Genomic DNA, 18,539 nt, shown 5'->3' with positions numbered 1-18,539 from the left:
CTCACTGCGCCAGGGCGACGCTGATGTCCCGGGCGGTGGACCGGCCCAGGTCGACGAGGAACGGGATGCGTTCGGGACTCATGAGTTCGGTGGCACCCCGGATGCCGAGGGCGAAGCGCACGTCGGCGCCACCGTCGGCGGGGAAGATCGGGAGTCCGATGGTGCGGTGGCCGGCGGCCAGCTCCTCGTCGTTGAAGCCGTAGCCACGTTCCCGGGTGAGGGCCAGTTCTTTCGCGAGCTCGTCGGCGTTTCGGACGGCACGGTCGGTGCCGTCTCCGTAAGGGAGGCGTTCGAGCTCGTCCTGGCCGGTGTGCGAGAACGCCAGCAGCGCCTTGCCGAGCGCGGAGGCGTGCAGCGGCAGCAACACGCCCTGGAGTGCGTGCCCCTCGGCTTCGCGCCAGCGGCTCGTGCCGAGGAGGACGACTTCGTTGCCGTACCGCATCGCGACCGATGCCGACGCGCCCGTGGTCGCGGCAAGGCGTTCCAGATGTGGTTCGGTGAGGTAGATCCGATGCTGGCGATAGGCGATCTGGCCGTACTGTGCCAACGCCCCGCCGAGGCGGTATCGGCTTGCCTCGGCGGTCTTCTCGAGGAACCCGGCGTCCACCAGAGCGGTGAGCAGACGGTGAGTCGTGCTCAGCGCGAGGCCTTGCGCGCGGGCGACATCGGTGACCCCGAGTTCGTCCCCACCGCGGAAGCAGCCGAGGACGGCCAGCGCCCTCGACACGGTCTGCACACCAGAACCGGCCATCTCTCCGTGCCTCCCGACTAGAAATCGGCCTGATTCAGGGCCTGGCCACTTTCCACTATTCGGAAGATACTCCTCGGCAAGGGGGCCGTCGATATCAGGATCAGCGCGGTTCGAGCGGTGCAGTTCGGAAATCAGAGAGTCCCGAGATCGGGCGAGGAGACGTGTGACCGACGAGAATGGGCCGGGCTGGCTGCGACGGCTCTGGCAGTGGGTACGCCCGTACCGCGGCCGGGTGTCGGTGGCGCTCGTGCTGGCGGTGGTGGGCCAGGGGTTGCTGGCACTGGTGCCGCTGGTCCAGCAGATCATCGTCGACGACGTCCTGCTCGATCCGACGCAGTCCCTCGCGTTCTGGATCGCCGTCCTGTGTTCCATCGGTGTGCTGAGCTTCGCCTCTCACGCACTGCGCCGGTACATCGGCAGCCGGTGCGCGGTCGACGTGCAGCACGATCTGCGCGTCGCGGTTCACCGGCACCTGCATGCGCTCGACGCACGGCGTCGGGCGGAACTCGCTGCGGGCGACGTCATCTCGCGTGGGACGTCGGATCTGAACCTGATCCAGATGTTCATCTCGCAGGTGCCGTTGTTCGTCGCCAACCTGACACTGCTCGCGGTCGGTCTGGTCGTCATGTTCGTCCTGTCGCCGCCGCTGTTCGTGGTCGTGGCGGCGAGCGTTCCGGTCCTGTTCTGGGTCACGCGCCGGCTCCGCCGCGAACTCTACCCCGCCTCGTTCGGCGACCAGGTGCTGCTGGGCCAGGTCGCCGCCGCGGTCGACGAGGAGATCGCCGGGGTCGAACTGATCCGCGCGTTCGGCCAGGAAGATGTGCGACGCAACCGTTTCCGCGACCGCGCGACCCGGCTGTTCGCCTCGCGGTTGCGCAGTGCGCGGATCTCGGCTCGCTGGAGCGCGGCGATGGTCGCGATCCCGGTCTTCACCCAGCTCGGCGTGCTGGTCGTCGGCGGGTGGCTGGCCATGAACGAGCACGTCTCGGTGGGTGTCTTCCTCGCCTTCGCCTCGTACGTGCTGCAGTTCGCGCCTCCGGCAAGGCTGCTCGCGGCCATGGTGACGACGATGCAGCTCGCGCGATCGGGGGCGCGCCGGGTGTTCGCGCTGCTGGACACGGTGCCGGCGATGGACCCCACCGGTCCGGATCTCCCGTCGCCGCGCGGGACGATCGAGGTGGCCGACGTCGACCTCGCGCTCGGCGGCCACCCCGTCCTGCAGGGCGTGACCACATCGATCACTCCCGGTAGCCGGGTTGCGATCATCGGTCCGTCCGGGGCGGGCAAGACGACCCTGGGGTCGCTCATCGCCCGACAGTTCGACCCCGACCGGGGATCGGTGCGCATCGGCGGCACCGACCTCCGCGCCGTGTCGCCCCGGTCGGTCCGGTCGGCGGTGATGATGGTGTTCGACGAGAGTCTGCTGTTCTCCGGCACTCTCCGCGAGAACATCGCGATGGGTTCCCCGGTCGACGACGCCGGAATCGTCGCCGCCGCGCGCGCCGCCGCGGCCGACGAGTTCATCGAGAAGCTGCCCGCGGGATACGACACCGTGGTGGGGCCCGGCGGGATCTCGCTGTCGGGCGGACAGCGTCAGCGGATAGCGCTCGCCCGAGCCTTCGCCGCCGACCCGGCCGTGCTGATCCTCGACGACACGACGTCGGCGCTCGACCCGACGACCGAACGGGCCGTTTTGGCGAGCCTGGAGGGGTTGATGGTCGGCCGGACCACGATCCTGATCGCCCGGCGGCCCGCGACGACCGAACTGGCCGATCAGGTCATCGTCCTCGAGGCGGGTCGTGTCACGCACGACGGTCCGCCGTCGGAGGTGCTGGCCGATCCCCGCGTCGTGTCGCTACTGGCCGGCGGTCCCGGGCGCGGGTCGCTAGGAACGATGGAAACCGCTGTCGCGGATGCGATGTCAGGGGACGACCCGATCCCGAGTCCGGACAGCTGGCCCGAGGTCGACGAGGCGGGCGCCGATCCGGTGGTCCGGGCACGATTGGGCCTCGACGCGGACGAGAGTGGCAAACAGGTACAGCAGGTGGACTCGCACCTGCGCGAGGCACTGCTTTCGCTTCCGCCGCTGACCGAACTGCCCGCGCCGGGCGACGACCGGCCGTTGCCGGCGTCGGCGCGCACGAAGGTCTTCGGCCTGACCGGTTCCCTGCGGCCGTTCTGGTGGCCCGTCGCGCTGTGCGTCGTGCTCGTCATCGTCGACGCGGCGACGACCCTGGCCATCCCGGCGCTCTTCCGGCACGGCATCGACAACGGCGTCGGCGTGGACGCGGCGTCCGTGTTCTGGGCGACCTGCGCACTGGTCCTGGTGATCGCGCTGGTGTCCTGGCTGAACTCGTGGGTGCTGGCGCTGCGCGCTGCGCGTGTCTTCGAGCGGGTGCTCTTCGCGTTGCGGCTCAGGCTGTTCGGGCATCTGCAGCGACTACGGATCGACTACTTCGACGGACGGCAGTCGGGCCGCATCGTCACCCGACTCACCAGCGACGTGGACGCGGTCGGTCAGCTGATGACGCAGGGCATGGTCAACGCGATCGTGAATGTGTGCACGTGCGCTGGCATCCTCGTGGTCCTGGCGCTGCTCGACATCCGGCTGGCCGCCGCGGTGCTCGTCACCATCCCGTTGCTCGCGGCGGCGTCGTGGATCTTCGTCCGGGGTTCGAATCGGGCCTACCTGCAGGCGCGTTCGCGTATCGCGACCGTCACTGCGCTCCTCTCCGAACATCTGGGGCGGGTGCGGATCACCCAGGCGCACAACGCCGAGGAGTGGACGACGGGTGCTTTCGACGGGCACTCGCGACGCTACCGAGATGCGCGCCGTCGTTCGATGTTGTACATCTCGGTGTTCTTTCCCTTCCTGAATCTGCTTGCGGTGGTGGCCAAGGCGCTCATCCTGATCGTCGGCGCACAGCTTATGGACGCGGGCTCCCTCGCCACCGGTGTGCTGGTCGCGGCGCTCCTCTACGTCGATCTGTTCTTCACCCCGCTCCAGCAGTTGTCGATCGTGCTCGACCTCTGGATTCAGGCTCGGGTCGGCACCCAGCGGATGCGCGGCTTCCTCGACACCCCCGTCGACACCCCCGTCGACGAGAACGTGCGGCCGGCGACGACCGGTACCGCCGCCGGACCACTCGGCGCGGCAGTCGAATTCGACGGGGTGGTGTTCGGCTACTCGGCAGCGACGCGGACGCGTGGTCGGCCCGCGCTCGACGGGCTCGACCTGGTCATCCCCGACGGTGAGACCGCGGCCGTCGTCGGCACGACCGGGGCGGGCAAGAGCACCGTGATGAAGCTGCTGCTGCGGTTCCACTCGCCCGACCGCGGTGTCGTGCGGGTCGGCGGCGTCGACCTGCGCCACGTGGGCCCGGGGGACCGCGGTCCCCGGATCGCCTACGTGCCACAGGATCCCTATCTGTTCGCCGGCACGGTGGCGTCGAACATCGCGTTCGGCCGGCCCGACGCCGGGCAGGCCGAGATCGAACGGGCGGCGAGGTCGGTCGGCGCTCACGGCAGCATCGCGTCGCTGCCGCTGGGCTATCAGACGCCGGTGGGGCCGGGTCGGGCGACGCTGTCCGCGGGCCAGCAGCAATTGATCTGCCTGGCCCGCGCCGAGCTCGTCGAACCGGATCTGCTGATCCTCGACGAGGCGACCTCGGACATCGATCCGGGAACCGAAACCGAGGTGCTGGCCGCGTTGCAGGCCGTAGCACGCAAGCGCACAACGGTTCTCGTGGCACATCGCCTCACCACCGCCGCTTGGGCGGACCGGGTCGTCGTGATGGCCGACGGTCGGGCCGTCCAGTCCGGACGGCACGCGGATCTGGTGTCGGCGCCCGGGCCCTACCGCGACTTGTGGCAGAGCTACGCGCCGACCGACCCAGCTCTGAGCGGAGTTGTCAAGCTTTCCAACTGATGGAAACGCAGAGGTGTGCGGACTGTCTCCGTCCACCTAACGTCTGCGGTATCCGAATCCTCGTGTTCGTCCGAACACGGCCTCCACCTGTCGAACAGGAGCCCGTCATGCCCGCAACCCCACGATTCCGCCTCGCCGCCGCCGCGGTTGCGGCGGCAGCGCTGTTCACCGTCGCCACCGGGTGCGCGTCGGGTGACTCGGACGGTGGCAGTGCAGGCGGCGAACAGTATGTGCTCAAGGTGACCGACCCAGGCAACGCCGGACCGCTGGCGGTCGGCAAGCGCGACGGGACCTTCGACGAGGCGCTGGCCCCGCTGGGCGCGAAGATCGAATGGGTCAATTCGACACCGGGGTTCTCCTCGAACCTCAAACTGTTCAACACCGGCCAGCTCGATGTGTCCGGTGGTGCCTACAGCCCGGTCGTCGGCGCACTGTCGAAGAACGTCGGCGTCAAGATCATCGCGGTGGCCGACCCGGCCGGCAAGGACCAGAACGGAATCCTCGTCACCAAGGACTCCGGCGTCACCGATGTCGCCGGCCTCGTCGGCAAGCGGGTCGCGGTCAACCCCGCGGGCAAGGGCGAGTACATCACGCTGAAGGCGTTGCAGCAGGCGGGGATTCCGTTCGACAAGGTCGAGCGGGTGCCCCTCCAGCAGGCGGAGGCCGGTTCGGCGTTCTCCACCGGTCAGGTCGATGGGTGGGCATCGTTCAACCAGCCGTATCAGGAGGCAAAGGCCGCCGGGGGTGTCGAGATCGCCACCGAGGAGAGCATCGGCTCGGTCGACAACACCATCGTCGCCTTCCGGACCGAGGTGCTCGAGGAGCGGCCCGACGTCGCCGACGCGTACCTGAAGGCGTTGCAGCAGTTGACCGACAAGCAGCGCGAGAATCCGGCCGACTACGAGAACGTCTTCGAGAAGGCGGGGCCCCGCGCGCTCAGCGGCGACCGGCTCACCCGCGCCCTCGCGCTCGGCGCCGACGCGTCGACCCCGCGTTACCCCACGGCGGAAGACGGTGAGGACCTCGAGTCGGTGTCGGCGCTGTTCGTCGAAGCCGGCGTGATCCAGAAGCCGGTCACCGCCGAGGACATCTTCTTCGATCTGCCCGCACAGTTGCAGAAGTACGAGAGCGGACAGAAATGACCTCGTCGACGATCGCCCAGACCGCATCCGGAGGGACTGCGTCGCAACCGGTCTCACCGATCGGTCTGGAGACCCCACGTACGCGCAGACAGCGCGCCCGTCCGGTGTGGCTCTCGCTGCCGCTGCGGTTCCTGGTTCCGGGCGTCATCGTGGCGGTCTGGTGGATCGGCACCGCCACCGGCGCGATCTCGCCGGCGGTCCTCGCCTCGCCCGGGGCCGTGTTCGACGCGTTCGTCGAGCTCTACCGCACCGGGCAACTCGTCGACTTCGCCCTGGCGTCGCTGGAGCGTGCCGCGCTCGGTGTCGGTCTCGGCGTCGGCGTCGGGCTGATCCTCGGCGTGCTCGCGGGCCTGTACACGCTCGGCGAGGAACTCATCGACTCGACGATGCAGATCAACCGGGCCATCCCGTTCCTCGCGCTGGTGCCCCTGTTCATCGCCTGGTTCGGCATCGACAACACCTTCAAGGTGCTGCTGATCGCCATCGCGACCGTGTCGCCCATGTACGCCTACAGCTACCTCGGGGTCCGCAACGTCGATCGCAAGATGATCGAGGCGGCACAGGGTTTCGGGCTCACCGGGGGACGCCTCATCCTCGGCGTGATCATTCCGGCGGCGCTGCCCGGAATCCTGATGGCACTGCGCATCTGTCTGTCCATCTCGATCACCGGGCTGATCGCCGCCGAGCAGGTCGGCACCCGTGAGGGCATCGGCTACCTGGTGAGTCTGGCGCAGGAGTACAACCGCACCGACTACAAGATCCTGTGTGTCGTGCTGTACGCCGTCCTGGGCCTGATCTTCGACCTCGTCGTCCGCATCCTGGAGAAGTACTCGATGCCGTGGCGGGCGGGGGTGACCGTCCGATGAGCCCCGAAGCCCCGTTGCCCCCACTCCTCGAGCGGCAGCCGACGCAGGTCACCGCACGCGAACGCCGTGCGGGCCGGCCGGTCGCGGTCTCGCTGACCGGGGTGACCAAGACCTTCGGTCCGAAGACGGTCCTGCAGTCGGTCGACCTGACCATCCGGCGAGGCGAGTTCGTGGTGCTGCTCGGTCCATCGGGTACCGGGAAGACGACGCTGCTGCGCCTGCTGACCGGGCTCGAAGAGCCCGACTCCGGTGAGATCCTCGTCCCCGCTGCACGCACGACCGTGTATCAGGAGCCGCGACTGGTGCCCTCCAAGCGGACGCTGGCCAACGTGACGATCGGCCAACGAGGCGGCAAGACCACGAAGGACCGCGGACGGGCGGCATTGGCGGAGGTCAACCTCGCGGACAAGGCAGACGCCTGGCCGGCCACCCTGTCCGGCGGTGAGGCGCAACGGGTCGCACTGGCCCGAGCCCTCGTCCGCGAACCGGAACTGCTGTTGCTCGACGAGCCGTTCGCCGCGCTGGACGCCCTGACGCGACTCCAGATGCAGGATCTGGTCGGCGATCTCGTGGCGCGGCACCAACCCGCGGTGCTGCTCGTGACCCACGACGTCGACGAGGCGGTCCGGCTGGCCGACCGCGTGATCATCCTGTCGGACGGCACCTTCGGCGTCGACAAGGACATCGACCTGCCCCGCCCGCGTGACCGCTCCGACCCCGAATCGCTGCGCTACCGGGCCGAGTTCCTCCGCGAGCTCGGCGTCAGCCGCATACATCCCGACACCACCGAGTTGAGGACGAATCCCTGATGACGACCATCGACAGCGCGACCACCACCCCCGCCCCGACGACCTCCACCGACGCCGACACCGTCTGGTACACCCGATGCCCGGTCCCCACCGCGAGCGGGCTCGCCAACAGCCTGGGCTGGCTCGGTGAGCCGGCATCAGCAGCGGGACTGAACTTCTCGATCCTCCAGGACGCCGGCCCCGAACTCGCCCCGCGCCACTTCGACCACCAGCTGTCGGGACTGATCCGCGAAGGCGGCAACGTGCCGGCGATCGTCGCCCGCGCGTCGGGTTCACCGACCCGCCTGATCGGACTCACCTGGATCGACGAATCGCAGTCGATCCTCGTCGGACCCGACTCCGACATCGACGACGCCGCCGGGCTCCGCGGCAAGCGGATCGGCATCCCGGCGTGGGCGGTCGACCAGGCCCGCAGCTTTCCCCGCGCGATGTCATTGCACGGCTTCGCCTCCGCGCTCGCACTCGGCGGACTCTCGTTCGGCGACGTGAACGTGGTCGAGACGGCCGCCAACTGGGAACCACGCGTCCGCACCGCGGAGGCCGACCGGATGCGGTCGGTGCCGTCCGGATTTCCCGAGCTCCTGGGCGGCGACGTCGACGCCATCTACGTGAAGGGTGCGCGGGCCGCCGAGGCTGCCGCCGAGCACGGCCTGCGCGTCCTCGTCGATCTGGACTCGACGGAGTCGAAGCGGTCGCGGGTCAACAACGGCACGCCGCGGCCGATCACCGTGCACGAGTACCTGCTGCAGGAGCATCCGGAGGTCGTCGTCGGCTTCCTCGCGGCGAGCCTGCGCGCGGCCGACTGGGCTGCCGGGAACCTGACGACCGTGCGCGAAGTGCTGGCGCGCGAGACGTTCTCGGGGCCCGAAGGTGTCGTCGCCGCGTACGGGGACGACTTCCACACGTCCTTGCATCCCTCGCTGTCCGAGGAGCGACTCGAACTGCTGGGGATCCAGAAGCGCTTCCTCTACACCTACGGATTCCTGCCCGCCGACTTCGACATCGAGAGCTGGGTCGATCCCGAGCCCCTGCGCCGTGCGCGCGCCGAGATCGGTGCGGCCAAACCCATTGCCGACATCACCGGGGACGCGTGATGGTCGCTTTCGAATGGGAGGTGCCGACCCGCGGCGACAGTCGGCACGTCGGTTCGGCCCCGCGTCACCGCGGCGGCTGGGCACGATCACCGGGGTCGGCGGTGGCCACCGACCTCCGAACGGACGGCCGCTGGGATCCGTTCGATCCGACCGAGCAGGTCATCACCGCAATCGACACCGCCGGCTACGACACGGTGATCGCGCCGTACGACCCGGCGGGTGAGGAGTCGTGGATCCTCGCCGGTATCGCGTTGCGGCGCACGCGACATGCGCGCGTCGCCGTCGAGTTCCACCCCGGTTTCGGAACGCCGGTCTACGCGGCGAAGGTGTCCGCGACCCTGCAACGGAACTCCGCGGACCGGCTGCAGTGGCAGTTGCGCGTGGAGACCGACGCCGCGGACAACCGAGCGCGCGGCGACCGGCTGACCGATGCCGAGCGCTACCGCCGGGCCGACGAGTTCCTGACTGTGGCGAAAGGCGTGTGGGACGGGGCCGGGTCCCGTCAGGGCGGTTTCGACGGCGGCGAGTTCAATCACGTGGGCGAGTTCTACGAGGTCACCGACGGTGGGCTCGATCGGTCGGTGCACGGTCATCGATTCCCGGCCGTCCGCCTGACCGGGGAGAGCGACGAGGCGCTCGCACTGTCGGCCCGGCACGGCGACATCCACCTGTTCGAGTTGTCCTCGACCGGTGCGGCGCCGGCGATCGCACCGCTCGTCGACCGTGCGTCGGCACTCGGGCGGACGGTGGCGGCCGGCCTGTACCTACCGGTGATCGCCCGGTCGACGAAAGACGAAGCGGTGCAACGCCTGCGTCGTCAATGGCGGGACGCCTACGGCGCCGACGCCGACACCCGGACGGACGATCTCTGGGTCGACGACCTCACCTTCGCCGGGTTCGACCGGATCGGCCACCGGCACCCCATCGGTCTGGTCGGCTCCTATGACGATGTCGCGCAGCGGATCATCGATCTGACCAAGCAGGGTTTCGCGCGTTTCGTCCTGTCGGGCATACCGAACATCGAGGAACTCAACCGCAACACCGAGCACCTGCTCTTCCGGGCCGACGAACGCAACCGCGTCCTCGCCTGACCGACGATCCCTGACAGACGAGCGGAGACCCATGACCATCGACTTCTACTGGCGGATAGGGATGGGTGGCGACCACGCCACCCTGCGCACGCCCCGACGGCTCAACCGGGGAGACTGGCGCGGCGTCCAGCCGGGCAACCTGACGCCGGCGATCCGTGCGGGAGAACGTGACTCGTACACCTACATCGACCACATGGCGGCCGTGGCCAAGGCGTCGGAGAGCGCCGGCTTCGTCGGCGGTCTGCTCCCGTCGTTCCCCGGGACCGACGATCCGTGGGCGGCCGCTGCGGCGCTCGCCCGGGAGACCAGCACCTACCGGTTCATGGTGGCCTTCCAGCCGGGATTCCTGCATCCGCTACAGGCCGCCCGGATGTCGGCCAGCCTGCAGCGGGCGACCGGGGGACGCCTGGTCTACAACATCATCAGCGGGGGCGGAGGCCCCGCCCAGCTGTGGTGGGGCGACAAGGTCGCGCACGACGACCGTTATCGCCGGACCAGTGAGTTCCTCGATGTCCTCAAGGGGGTGTGGGGAACTGAGCCATTCGACTACGACGGCGACTTCTTCTCCACCGAGGGTGCGGTCCTGCCACCGCAACTCGCCGAGACGCCGTTTCCGGAGATCTACTTCTCCGGGTCGTCCGGTGCCGCGGTCAACGCCGCGGGCAATCATGCCGACTACTACCTGTCCTGGCTCGAACCCTTCGCCGACCTGCGCGCCAAGTTCGACGGGGTGCGCGAGCACGCCGCGCGGCTGGGACGGCGTCCGCGGTTCGCGGTCCGCATCGACATCCTCGCCCGGCACACCGCCGAGGCGGCGTGGGCCGAAATCGCCGAGGGCTGGCAGCACGTCGACCGCGCCGCGGCGAACCGCCAGGCGCAGGGCGACTCCGTCGGAGCCGGGCCGGATCAAGGGCTGGGTGCCCGAGAACATCACCGACTACACCGATCTCGAGGTCCAGCCCAATGTGTGGTGCGGCTTCAGCCTCATGCGCGGTGGCCCGGCCTTCGGACTGGTCGGCAGCTACGAGCAGGTCGCCGAACGGCTCGACGAACTGATCAATCTCGGCGTCGACGCCTTCATCCTGGCGGGCAACCCTCATCTCGAGGAGGCCTATCGCGTGGGCGAGGAGGTCCTCCCGCTCCTGGGACGATCCCGTCTCGGCCGCGCCGAGACCGCCGCCGGTTCCGCCCTGGGTGTGGCCTGAGGAATCCCGCGCCACTATCGCACCCATCGCCGAAGGCAGACAACCCATTTCATCGCAAGGAGACACATGACCACCGTAGAAACCGGACTCGACCGCGAGGTCGCCGACTTCGTCGCCGAGGTGACCGAACACGCGCAGAAGGCATTCGACGTCTTCCGGACCACCGGAACGGTCTCGGCGAACGGGACCGCCAACTTCGTCGAGCGTGTGCCCGGTCGCGAGATCGCCGTCGCGCTGAACGACCCCGGCCCCTGGGCCGACGACCTGACCGTGCGCCCCGTGGTGGCGTCCTTCGACGGTGAAATCCTGTCCGGGTCTGGCGCAGCGGGTTTCGTCACCTCGTACGCCCCGGTGTTCCGGGCCCACGAGGACATCACGACCGTCGTGCACATCCACACGCCGTGGCTCGGGGCCTGGGCTCAGACCCACCGGACCCTACCGATCCGGTACGCCGCCTCGCAGCGGCTCACGCTGTCCCGCGAGATCCCGCCGCACATCAACCGCCACCAGCCGGCGTCGGAGTTCATCCTCGAACGCCTGCAGGAGGATCCGCATCTCGCCGCCATCTTCGAGGCCAACGGCGGGTCCAACGTGATCGGACGACGGGGTCTGCTCGACACCGCGAAGTTCATCGTCCTGCTGGAGGAGGGAGCCCAGTTCCAGGCCATCGCCGAAGGACTCGGCGGCTCGGCCGAATTCCACCCCACCAATCTCGAGGTGCAGTGGAAGCGCAGCGGTCTTCTCCCCGAGGCACGCGAACGCGGCCTCATCCCCGAACTCTGACCACCCACCTCACACACCAGGAGATCGCATGACCATCCGAGTCGGCTACTTCCCGCACAACAACTCCCTGTTCGTGCTCCGCCACCGGGGCATCCTCGAACAGCGCATCGACGTCGAGTGGGTCGACCTGCGGAGCCTGCCCGCGTCGCCGGAGCCGGACCCGACCACGGGTCTGCCCACCCTGCACTCGGACTGGCTGTTCACCGAGGGCGGGTACGACTTCATCGGCACGGGTTTCACGCCGCCGATCACCGGCCTGGCGCAGGGCCGTGACCTCGTGTACGTCGGGGTGTCCGGGCCGCGCACAGAGAACGGGCGCCTCGTCGTGAAGGCCGACTCCGACATCGACTCGGTGGCCGCGCTGAAAGGGAAGCGGGTGGGCATCGCTCACGGTTCGTGGCAGACGACCCTGCTGCTGTTCGCACTCGACTCGGTGGGACTGACGTGGCGCGACATCGTGCCCGTCAACACGTCGGTCACCGACGGCGCCGACTTGTTCCGCAGCGGTGAGATCGACGCCTGGGTGGGCGCCTACCCGGGCCTCACCGCCGTCGAACGCGACCTCGAGCTCCGGACCCTCATCGACACCGAGGGACTGTTCAGCCACCCGTCGCTGTGGTTCACGCGACGCGACTTCGCCGAACAGCACCCTGCGGAACTGGCCGCGATCGTCGACGCGCTGCGCGAGTCGGATCAGTGGATCGTCGACCATCCCCGCGAGGCCGCCGAGTACTTCGTCCGTGACGTCGTCGACCGCGGCGGGGACGCCAGCCTCGACGCCTGGGAAGCCGCCATCCGTAACCGGCCCTTCGGGATCGGGCCGGTCACAGACGATTTCCTCGACGAGCAGCAGCGCGCCGCCCACCTCCTGCACGCCAACGGTCTGCTGCCGCGGCCGGTCCGCGTGCGGGACGCAGTCCTCCCGTCCGTCGAGGCGGTGGTCACCGCCCCGTGACGGGCGTCAGTGCTGCGCGGCCGTGACATCCGTGCCGCGCGGCACGAGGGCGAAGACGGCCACGGCGACGGCGACGAGCGTGACCCCGCCGACCAGGCTCGTCTGCTGCATCGCGTCGGTGAACGCGGCTGCCGCCCGCTCTGCGAGCCCGGGCGCGCCGGCGGCTTCGGCGAGACCCATGGCGGCGCCGAGGGATTCGCCGGCCGCGTCGGTCACCTCGGCGGGTACGCCGGGGACGGGCTCGGCCGTCAGCGTGGTCCGGTAGAGGATCGACGCCACGCTGCCGAGGATCGCGACCCCGAGCACATTGCCCAGGTCGTAGGCGGTCTCTTCCAGCGCGGCGGCGTTGCCCGCCTTGGCATCCGGGGTGCCGGCCATGATCATCGCCGATGCGATGGCCAGTGATCCGATGCCGAATCCGACGAACACCTGGGCGGTGGCGACGGTGCCGTAGTCGAGGCCGTCGGAACCGAGGAACATCAACGCCATCCCGACGCCGGCGATGCCGATACCGCCGGCCACGACGGCTCGGGCTCCGATCATCCGGGACAGCGGGGCGGCGATCATCGAGGACACGATCGCCGCTCCCGCCACCGGCAACAGCCGCACACCGGCCGCGATCGGGGAGTGGCCCTCGACCAACTGGAGCCACTGGGCCAGCAGCAAGAGCGCCGCCGCCAGTCCGAACATCGAGCCGAGCGCGGCGAGAACACCCGCACTGAACGGCCGGCTGCGGAACAACGAGACGTCGAGAAGCGGCTCGGTGCGTCGCAGACAGCGTCGGACGAACAGGGTCAGGATGAGGACCGCGCCGATCAGGGCCACCCAGGCGGCCGGTGCGACGAGGCTCTCCTCCTTGGCGAACCGTTTGATGGCCCAGACCAGGGCGACCATGCCGGCGATCGACATCAGCGCACCGACGGCGTCCCACCGGCCCGGTTGCGGGTGCTTCGACTCCGGCAGGATCAGCACGGCGGCGACGATGGCGACCGCCATCAGCGGGACGTTGACGAGGAACGCGGCGCGCCACGAGAAGTACTCGAGCAGAACTCCGCCGACGATCGGGCCGACGGCCGCACCGAGGCCCGACACCGCGGCCCAGAGCCCGAGGGCGGTCGCACGCTCGGCCGGGTCGGTGAAAATGCTGCGCAGCAGGGAGAGCGTGGTCGGCATGATCATCGCGCCGCCGACGCCCAGCAGCACCCGCACCGCGATCACCGCCTCGGGTGACTCGGCCAGCAGGACCAGTGCCGAGGCTCCGCCGAACACCGCGAAGCCGGTGACCAGCATCCGTTTCCGGCCCCACCGGTCGGCCAGTGAACTCATGGAGAGCAGCAGGCCGGCCAGGACGAGCGAGTAGGCGTCGATGATCCACAGCTGCTGATCGGCGGTCGGGCGCAGGTCGCCGGCCAGGTCGGGGAGTGCGACGTTGAGGATCGTGAGGTCGACGGTGATGACCAGCAGGCTGGCTGACAACACGGCGGCCGACGCCCATCGGCGCCGGAAGGACAAGCCGTCTGCGCTGGTGGTCTCGGTGGCGGATCGCTGGGTCATCGTCGGCTCCGGTCGTGCTCGGGGGAGGACAGCCCGGTCAGGGCCGTCAGGGTGGCGGTCAGGTCGTCGAGGGACAGCGGCGTCCCGTAGAGGAGTGCGTGCATGGCCACGCCGTCGGTGTACGCGGCGATCGCGCGAGCGGCCGTCTGCCCGACGTGCGGGACGAGGATCTCGACCAGCCCGTCGGGCCAGCGGACCGCGAGCGGGCGGAGCGCGGGATCGAGGACGGCGGCCGACACGAGCGCGAGGTCGGCGCGTATCAACCGCTCGTCGGACAGATAGTCGTGGAGCGTCTCGGCGAAGACCGCCGCGGCCGGGCCGTGTTCGGCGAGAGTCTCGGCCACCTCGGCCAAGCCGGAGTCGATGTCGTCGGCCAGGCGGGCGAGCGCTGCCTCGCGCAGATCGTCGAGCGTGGCGAAGTACTGCGTCGTCGAACCGAGCGGCACACCGGCACGTTTCGCGACGAGCCGGTGGGTGAGCCCCTCGGAGCCCATCTCGGTGATGAGCGTCGCGGCGGCCTCGACAATGGTGCGCCGCCGTTCCTCGGGGTCTCGTCGGCGGCGGGGCGCTGCCTCCGTCATGATCGTCCTCTCGAGTTAGTGTACGAATGTACATGTACAAACGTACACTAGAGCTTCGCGGGTTTGCGTGTCGAGTGCTGGCATCATGCGACCATGGCGGTGCACAGGATCGATGCGGTCGAGCTGCCCCGGACGGCGCTCGGCGACTTCTTGTCGTCGTCGGCGTTCGCGGAGATGCTCGACCCGGACGACGAGCGCACGTCCTCCCGCAGTGCGGCGGCCCGACGCGCCGAGGTCGCCGATGTGGTGCGCGCCGTCGACCGTTTCGCCGGCCGACGATTCGTCGACCGGGAGCGCGCCGGCGAGGTCGTCTTCGGCGGAATCACCGCCGGGGGGCTCGGGGTCCGTCCTTCGGTGGTCGACGAGGTCCTCGCCCTGCTGCGGCCGGTCGGGGTCCCCGCGCCTGGTGCCCCGAAACCTGTTCCCTACGAGGCGCAAACGGTGCTCGGTAGCTACGTCTATGCACTGGTCGATCCGCGTGACGCCACGGTGTTCCACGTCGACGCCGGCCGCGGGAACCGCGTGTACCGCCACACCGCCGCCGCGCTGGCGGGCGACGCACCCGACCCCGTCGACATCGTCGGCGACGACGATCCGGCCGAGGTCGCGGCCGCCATCTCCGAGCGCATCCGCGACATCGACGCCGACGGGTTCGGCGTCGAACACTGGATTCTGCGGTACGACGTAGATTCCGTCGATTCGGCTGCAGCGCACGCTCTTTCGCTACGACGCACGGTAGTCGACGTCGTCGCTCTGGCCGGATCGGCACTTCCAGAGACGCCGGATGCGCAGGGGCCGTGGCGCATCGAGGAGCTGATCCTGCGACATGCGGCGCCGGTGTCGCCGCCGTTGCCGGATCCATGCGTTCTGGTGAAGGTCGAGGCGTCGGCGCGGAGCGACGCCACCGCCGAGGTGATCTACGAATCCGCCCGCAGCGCTTGGCGTGCGGGGCCGCACCGCACCGTCCCGGACCTGCCGGTCCTGGTCTTCGCCGAGGATCTCGTCCGGGCCGTCCACCGTGTCGACTACTGGGAGTCCTATTGCGACGCCGAGGGAAACCTGGATCCGAAGCGGTGGGTGTACACCGGGAAACCCGACGCCGAACTCGAGGCCCGATATGTGGGTACCAGCCTGCGCGAGGTCCGGCAGGAACGCGGCGGCAAGTGGAATCCGTCCGGCTGGCACCCGTACGGACACGTTCCCTGAGCCTGGTCGTTGGAACAAACTCACCTGTCGTGATCCGACGACGGACGTGCGGTCTGCTCTACTCGCGGCATCGTCCATCGACAGAAAGCTTGGGCATGTCCTCGGATCGACGCAGTTCATTCGACCACCGCACCGCCCTGATCACCGGCGCCTCCGCCGGGATCGGCAAGACGTTCGCGGAACATCTCGCCGCGGAAGGGTACGACCTACTGCTGGTCGCCCGTCGGGCCGAACGGCTCGACGAGTTGTCGAAGCGACTACATCGCGAGCACGGCGTTCGCTGTGAGGTGTTCGCCGGGGATCTGTCCGAACCCGGCACGCCGGCCGCGATCATCGAGCGCGCCGATGAACTCGGGCTGGACATCGACGTGCTGATCAACAACGCCGGGATGTCGCTGAGCACCAAGTTCGCCGAGACGCCGTGGGAGGAGGTCGGAGGGCAGCTGCAATTGATGCTGACCTCGCTGACCGAGCTGTCCCACCGCGTGCTCCCGGGGATGAAGAAGCGCCGGTGGGGGCGGATCGTGAACGTCTCGTCCATCACGGCGCTGCTGCCTCCGGCGGAGGGCCTGCTCTACTCCGCGATCAAGTCGTATGTGCTGCTGATGTCCCAGTCCCTGGACATGGAACTGAAATCGCACGGCATCCACGTGACGGCGCTCTGTCCCGGTTTCACCAGGAGTGAGTTCCACGATGCGATGGGTGCGGAGACCCGCGAGACCGCCGATCGCCTGCCCGGCGTGCTGTGGCAGGAGCCGGAGGACGTCGTGCGCGAGGGGTGGAACGCGGTGATGAAGGGCGACGCGGTGTGCGTGACCGGCATGGTGAACAAGCTGGTCACGACGGCCGTGCGTCCCATTCCGCCGGGTATCCAGTACTTCCTCGGCCGGACGCTCAATCCGTTCAAGTAGGCGCCGGGCGGTTTCACTTCTTGGTGCGCCGACTCCCGCCGTGCCAGTCCTCCTCGACACCCGCCTCGCCGTCGGTCACTCCGAAGGCCCGCAGTTGTGGCTTCTCCCGCAGGCTCCGCTTGAGCTCGGCGAAACCCGGGAAACTCGCCAGGCCGATCACGTGGTCCCACAGGACGACCGCGTCGTCGTCACCTGGTAGACGGCTGATGACGGGCCCGAAGAAGGCAACTCCCTCCGGCGGCTGGAAGTGGATGATCGGCGTACCCACGTCGCGACCCGTCAGCGACAGGGCCTCGTCGGTCTCGGCCTGGATCTCCGCGTCGAACTCGGCGTCGTCGAGGGCGTTCAGGTGGTGCGCGGGTAGCCCGAGCTCATCCAGCACGGGCCCGAGGAACTCCGCGGTACCGCGGAAGTCGGTGGCGTCGACGGTGTAGGAACCGGTGTGCGCGTCGAAGATTCGTGTACCCAGCGCCTCGTAGAGCGGGCCGATGGCGGCCGGTCCGTGTTCGCGGCGGATGCTCGCCGCCGCGCGCAGGAGGCGGAGTCCGGCGGTGTGCCCGGCCTCGTACTCCGGCGGGAACTGCGCGTCGTAATCGACGTGTGCGTTCAGCAGACGTAGCGAGATGAACCGCCATTCCACCGTGTAGTCCCGCTGGGCCTGTACCTTTCGCACCCATTTGCTCGTCATCCAGGCGAACGGACAGACGGGATCGAAGTAGAAGTTGACGTCGGCCACGATTCGACGGTAGACGACGGGACAGTCCTAGGTGTCGGCAGAAGCCGCGAACAACTGGTCGCCTAACCGGTACCGCTCGACTGAGTGACAGGTGAGCCTATGACGGGCTCGTTGGGATGGAGGAGGTGCTGCACAGTAGCGAGTGACGGCTGATCGAGTGGACCGGTGTAGAGCTCGGGTGCCCAGTCATACACGCCCCGTAATCAGCCGGGGTGGGCGAAGCCGAAGCTGAAGAAGAATGGTTCAGGCGGACCACTGCGAGACCAATCTCATTCGTTCACCTCCGGCAGGACCGGAGCCGACGCGGATATCGAGGTCAATCGGAGTCCGGGTCAGGTGGAACGATTGCGGAGTAGTAGCGGTCTGCGAGAGAAGGAGTGACGGTGGAAGGGTTCTTCGTGCTGCTCACGCCACCGGTCGCCCTCGCGCTCATGTTCTGGGCGTGGACCATCTGGCTATCCTTCAGAGCCGCTGGCCGAAACATCCGACGATCTTCGGCCGCAGTTTCTGCGGTGCTGGCGATCTGCGGGGCAATTGCTTTCCTCGCGTTGACCAGTCTCGACGATTACAACGACTACCCCGGTCACACGTGTTCGGTGCGTGATGGGTTTGTACCCGTCGGCTTTCCGCCTGAGCAACTACCACCGCCGCCTCCAGACGTGGTGAGCACATTCCATCCCAGCCTCGACTGGTCTCACCGATTCGAGCTCCTTCCCCTCGGCGTGCGCTGCACCTACTGGATTCGAGACGACCCCCGCATCGCAATGAGCACCCACAGCCCCTGGCCGTACTCGGTGTGCAGCTACGGAGCGCTCATCGTTGCCTTCGTCCAGGCCATCCGAGTCGTCAATCCCGACCTGCTCAGACGCGGTGCGCCGCCGCGGCCAGCGCGTGCAGGTGATGGCGGGCAGATGTAGGCGTGCCACA

General features: G+C 68.8%; 15 protein-coding genes and 1 pseudogene. 12 read left to right on the top strand and 4 right to left on the bottom strand.

Translation table 11 applies throughout. From position 1 onward, the window contains the following. Nucleotide 1: 1 nt before the first annotated feature. Entirely contained in the window at nt 2–751 is a 750-nt protein-coding gene (locus tag B1818_RS10585; RefSeq protein WP_078112691.1) for an IclR family transcriptional regulator, read from the bottom strand. 163 nt (nt 752–914) lie between these two features. Here B1818_RS10585 and B1818_RS10580 point away from each other — a divergent pair, with 163 nt between their 5' ends. The 9 genes and pseudogenes from B1818_RS10580 (at nt 915) to B1818_RS10540 (ending at nt 12,624) form a co-directional block, all read left to right on the top strand. Then, nucleotides 915–4,679: an ABC transporter ATP-binding protein gene (locus B1818_RS10580; RefSeq protein WP_078112690.1), complete on the top strand. Its 3,765-nt coding sequence runs from the start codon at nt 915–917 to the stop codon at nt 4,677–4,679. A 107-nt stretch (nt 4,680–4,786) separates the two neighbouring features. Continuing rightward, nucleotides 4,787–5,821 (top strand): NrtA/SsuA/CpmA family ABC transporter substrate-binding protein, encoded by a 1,035-nt coding sequence (locus B1818_RS10575; RefSeq protein ID WP_058249809.1) that lies wholly within the window; start codon nt 4,787–4,789, stop codon nt 5,819–5,821. Next, nucleotides 5,818–6,687, top strand: a complete 870-nt coding sequence (locus B1818_RS10570) for an ABC transporter permease (RefSeq protein WP_078112689.1) — start codon at nt 5,818–5,820, stop codon at nt 6,685–6,687. Before B1818_RS10575 ends, B1818_RS10570 begins: the two co-directional genes overlap by 4 nt. Continuing rightward, nucleotides 6,684–7,496, top strand: coding sequence for an ABC transporter ATP-binding protein (locus B1818_RS10565; protein ID WP_078112756.1), 813 nt, complete (start codon nt 6,684–6,686; stop codon nt 7,494–7,496). Before B1818_RS10570 ends, B1818_RS10565 begins: the two co-directional genes overlap by 4 nt. Next, a complete protein-coding gene (locus B1818_RS10560; RefSeq protein WP_078112688.1) occupies nt 7,496–8,590 on the top strand; it encodes an ABC transporter substrate-binding protein in 1,095 nt (364 codons plus the stop codon). The genes B1818_RS10565 and B1818_RS10560 overlap by 1 nt, the downstream gene beginning before the upstream one ends. Continuing rightward, nucleotides 8,590–9,681, top strand: a complete 1,092-nt coding sequence (locus tag B1818_RS10555) for an LLM class flavin-dependent oxidoreductase (protein WP_078112687.1) — start codon at nt 8,590–8,592, stop codon at nt 9,679–9,681. The genes B1818_RS10560 and B1818_RS10555 overlap by 1 nt, the downstream gene beginning before the upstream one ends. 31 nt (nt 9,682–9,712) lie before the next feature. Next, nucleotides 9,713–10,886, top strand: a pseudogene (locus B1818_RS10550) (LLM class flavin-dependent oxidoreductase). A 66-nt stretch (nt 10,887–10,952) separates the two neighbouring features. Then, entirely contained in the window at nt 10,953–11,669 is a 717-nt protein-coding gene (locus B1818_RS10545) for a class II aldolase/adducin family protein (RefSeq protein ID WP_078112686.1), read from the top strand. Between the two features lie 28 nt (nt 11,670–11,697). Continuing rightward, the gene (locus B1818_RS10540) at nt 11,698–12,624 is read left to right on the top strand and encodes an ABC transporter substrate-binding protein (protein WP_078112685.1); all 927 of its coding nucleotides are present in this window, start codon (nt 11,698–11,700) and stop codon (nt 12,622–12,624) included. 6 nt (nt 12,625–12,630) lie between these two features. Here B1818_RS10540 and B1818_RS10535 read toward each other — a convergent pair whose 3' ends face one another. Both B1818_RS10535 and B1818_RS10530 read right to left on the bottom strand, forming a co-directional pair. Next, nucleotides 12,631–14,178, bottom strand: a complete 1,548-nt coding sequence (locus B1818_RS10535) for an MFS transporter (protein ID WP_078112684.1) — start codon at nt 14,176–14,178, stop codon at nt 12,631–12,633. Beyond that, complete coding sequence (locus tag B1818_RS10530) at nt 14,175–14,759, bottom strand: TetR/AcrR family transcriptional regulator (protein WP_058249817.1); 585 nt, start codon at nt 14,757–14,759, stop codon at nt 14,175–14,177. The genes B1818_RS10535 and B1818_RS10530 overlap by 4 nt, the downstream gene beginning before the upstream one ends. Nucleotides 14,760–14,867: 108 nt before the next feature. On the opposite strand from B1818_RS10530, the gene B1818_RS10525 reads away from it, so the two are divergent. Together B1818_RS10525 and B1818_RS10520 are read left to right on the top strand one after the other, a co-directional pair. Then, the gene (locus B1818_RS10525; protein WP_078112755.1) at nt 14,868–15,965 is read left to right on the top strand and encodes a GIY-YIG nuclease family protein; all 1,098 of its coding nucleotides are present in this window, start codon (nt 14,868–14,870) and stop codon (nt 15,963–15,965) included. 95 nt (nt 15,966–16,060) lie between these two features. Continuing rightward, a complete protein-coding gene (locus B1818_RS10520; protein ID WP_078112683.1) occupies nt 16,061–16,876 on the top strand; it encodes an SDR family oxidoreductase in 816 nt (271 codons plus the stop codon). Nucleotides 16,877–16,889: 13 nt separating this feature from the next. Here B1818_RS10520 and B1818_RS10515 read toward each other — a convergent pair whose 3' ends face one another. Further along, a complete protein-coding gene (locus B1818_RS10515) occupies nt 16,890–17,564 on the bottom strand; it encodes a hypothetical protein (protein ID WP_078112754.1) in 675 nt (224 codons plus the stop codon). A 431-nt stretch (nt 17,565–17,995) separates the two neighbouring features. On the opposite strand from B1818_RS10515, the gene B1818_RS10510 reads away from it, so the two are divergent. Further along, on the top strand, nt 17,996–18,529 hold the full coding sequence (locus tag B1818_RS10510) for a hypothetical protein (protein WP_139363014.1): 534 nt from the start codon (nt 17,996–17,998) through the stop codon (nt 18,527–18,529). The last annotated feature ends 10 nt before the right edge of the window (nt 18,530–18,539 follow it).

The sequence above is a fragment of the Gordonia sp. IITR100 genome (genome assembly GCF_002009645.1).
Lineage (GTDB): Bacteria > Actinomycetota > Actinomycetes > Mycobacteriales > Mycobacteriaceae > Gordonia > Gordonia hongkongensis.
The sequence above is the reverse complement of the archived record's forward strand: the minus strand, read 5'-3'. Positions and strand labels throughout refer to the sequence as shown.

What these genes read in the sequence shown, in the direction of transcription:
- B1818_RS10585 (WP_078112691.1), bottom strand. Translation starts at nt 751, where the DNA reads ATGGCCGGTTCTGGTGTGCAGACCGTGTCGAGGGCGCTGGCCGTCCTC.
- B1818_RS10575 (WP_058249809.1), top strand. Translation starts at nt 4,787, where the DNA reads ATGCCCGCAACCCCACGATTCCGCCTCGCCGCCGCCGCGGTTGCGGCG.
- B1818_RS10570 (WP_078112689.1), top strand. Translation starts at nt 5,818, where the DNA reads ATGACCTCGTCGACGATCGCCCAGACCGCATCCGGAGGGACTGCGTCG.
- B1818_RS10565 (WP_078112756.1), top strand. Translation starts at nt 6,684, where the DNA reads ATGAGCCCCGAAGCCCCGTTGCCCCCACTCCTCGAGCGGCAGCCGACG.
- B1818_RS10560 (WP_078112688.1), top strand. Translation starts at nt 7,496, where the DNA reads ATGACGACCATCGACAGCGCGACCACCACCCCCGCCCCGACGACCTCC.
- B1818_RS10555 (WP_078112687.1), top strand. Translation starts at nt 8,590, where the DNA reads ATGGTCGCTTTCGAATGGGAGGTGCCGACCCGCGGCGACAGTCGGCAC.
- B1818_RS10545 (WP_078112686.1), top strand. Translation starts at nt 10,953, where the DNA reads ATGACCACCGTAGAAACCGGACTCGACCGCGAGGTCGCCGACTTCGTC.
- B1818_RS10540 (WP_078112685.1), top strand. Translation starts at nt 11,698, where the DNA reads ATGACCATCCGAGTCGGCTACTTCCCGCACAACAACTCCCTGTTCGTG.
- B1818_RS10535 (WP_078112684.1), bottom strand. Translation starts at nt 14,178, where the DNA reads ATGACCCAGCGATCCGCCACCGAGACCACCAGCGCAGACGGCTTGTCC.
- B1818_RS10530 (WP_058249817.1), bottom strand. Translation starts at nt 14,759, where the DNA reads ATGACGGAGGCAGCGCCCCGCCGCCGACGAGACCCCGAGGAACGGCGG.
- B1818_RS10520 (WP_078112683.1), top strand. Translation starts at nt 16,061, where the DNA reads ATGTCCTCGGATCGACGCAGTTCATTCGACCACCGCACCGCCCTGATC.
- B1818_RS10515 (WP_078112754.1), bottom strand. Translation starts at nt 17,564, where the DNA reads ATGACGAGCAAATGGGTGCGAAAGGTACAGGCCCAGCGGGACTACACG.